At 49.5% G+C, this 1255-nt stretch carries 1 protein-coding gene and 1 pseudogene; both read left to right on the forward strand.

Going from position 1 to position 1255, the window contains the following annotated elements; genetic code table 11:
* Positions 1–432, forward strand: a 432-nt coding sequence (locus tag ACR1XY_RS24525) for a hypothetical protein (protein ID WP_480448293.1), incomplete at its 5' end; no start/stop codon positions are given.
* Between the two features lie 425 nt (positions 433–857).
* Positions 858–1127 (forward strand): annotated as a pseudogene (locus ACR1XY_RS24530) (transposase); the annotation flags it as partial.
* Positions 1128–1255 lie beyond the last annotated feature (128 nt).

Here is a 1255-nt window from a genome sequence, read left to right on the forward strand (position 1 = left end):
CAATCGTGTCAGACCCCATCAGGCTCTAAACATGCGACCGCCCGTTCCAGAAACCTTGCTCAAAACTGGCCCATAGAATTGGGGCTGGACAAAGTTACTGCTCTCTTTACCGATGTACAACTGGAAGCTGACGGCACTGGTTGGCTTTGGCTTTATACGATGATTCCTTCTGAAGAAGTTGAGGAAGAAAGGCACTCTGATACCGGAATTTTTCTAACTCAACGATTTATGCCAGTGTGCACAAAACCAGAGAATTTTCTCACCCGGAAGTTCGTCGAATTTGATGACGGAACTAAGGGCGAGGAACTGGCCTTCTACTTCCTAGATTTAAGCCGCCCAGAAAGATTTTTTGGATATCTAGACACCAATATTCTAGGAATTTCCAACTGGTTTATTGATAATCAAGAAGTGAAAAAATTTCTTGCAGAGTAATACGAGCCGACGGGGTGAGCGTTGTCGCTGTGACGGCGTCGGATGGTCTCACCCCACCGATCCCAGTCTCAGCAATGTGAGCCCGTCTCAATTATTCTGAGTCCAGTCGCAAATAATGTGATCCCAAATCGATTTACAGTCTCAAATAATCTGAGCCAGAAATGCCGATAATCTCGCGCCCAACGGATTATGATCTCAAGCCACTACAACTAGGTATCAGCTGAGGAATGGCAGGAGTGTCCGCAGCCCTGCCATCAGTGAAGCGCCTGGGAACGTCCGGAATGCGCGGGATTGCGATGTGCTGCACATGCGAAAGGCGGAAGCTTGGCCGACGGCTGCTTGGGGCTTATTTTGTTGAAAAACTCTTCCTTGATCGGTGCATGAACCGCTGATTCAATTCTTCCAATGGGTGGGAGGATTGAGCGGTGTTGGGGCCGAGGCAGGAAGCGCAATCGTCGCTGTTCTATGAGTTCTCATTGGAGAACCACTTTCCCTAAGATCACTTGCTTCGGTCGATTGATCGCTTTGTCGATTTGAGCAGCATTCGAGTGCATCTCGCGGGTTTCTACAACCACACAGGCCGACCTTCGGTTGATCCTGAACTGCTGCGTCATCTGTTTGATACGACTGTGGCGCGGTGCATCGCAGAAGGTCTGGTGAGCGGCCAGCGCCTGGCAATTGATACCAGCCGGATTGATACTCGTCGCGTTCCAATCTTCCTTCGGTGTTGAATTGTGTTACCGTCATCCGCAATCACGTAGTGTATATCCGCTTTCCCGTAGTTCTGGACTTTCTGCATAAACGAAAGACTGGAGTACGAGCA

Source organism: Ruegeria sp. AD11(2025) (genome assembly GCF_056542405.1).